Consider the following 609-nt stretch of genomic DNA (forward strand, 5'->3'; position numbering starts at 1 on the left):
CATGGCAAAGGAAAAGTTTGATCGCACGAAACCGCACGTCAACATCGGCACCATTGGCCACGTTGACCACGGCAAGACGACGCTGACGGCGGCGATCACCAAGTATTTCGGCGATTTCAAAGCCTATGACCAGATCGACGGCGCGCCGGAAGAAAAAGCTCGTGGCATCACGATCTCGACCGCGCACGTGGAATATGAGACCGAGGCCCGCCACTATGCCCACGTCGACTGCCCCGGCCACGCTGACTATGTGAAAAACATGATCACCGGTGCGGCGCAGATGGACGGCGCGATTCTGGTGGTGAACGCGGCTGACGGCCCGATGCCGCAAACGCGCGAGCACATTCTGCTGGGTCGCCAGGTTGGCATCCCGAAGATGGTCGTGTTCATGAACAAGGTTGACCAGGTCGACGACGAAGAGCTGCTTGAGCTCGTCGAAATGGAAATCCGCGAGCTGCTGTCGTCCTACGACTACCCGGGCGACGAGATCCCGATCATCGCAGGCTCGGCTCTGGCCGCAATGGAAGGCCGCGATCCCGAGATCGGCGAAAACAAGATCCGCGAACTGATGGCGGCCGTGGACGAGTATATCCCGACCCCGGCCCGTGC

At 60.4% G+C, this 609-nt stretch carries 1 protein-coding gene; it reads left to right on the forward strand.

Annotation, left to right across the window (positions count from 1 at the left end):
* Position 1 precedes the first annotated feature (1 nt).
* On the forward strand, positions 2-609 hold a 608-nt coding region (locus E1B25_RS22020), incomplete at its 3' end, for a GTP-binding protein (protein WP_132831690.1).

The sequence above is a fragment of the Antarcticimicrobium sediminis genome (assembly GCF_004348975.1).
GTDB classification, from domain to species: Bacteria; Pseudomonadota; Alphaproteobacteria; order Rhodobacterales; family Rhodobacteraceae; genus Antarcticimicrobium; species Antarcticimicrobium sediminis.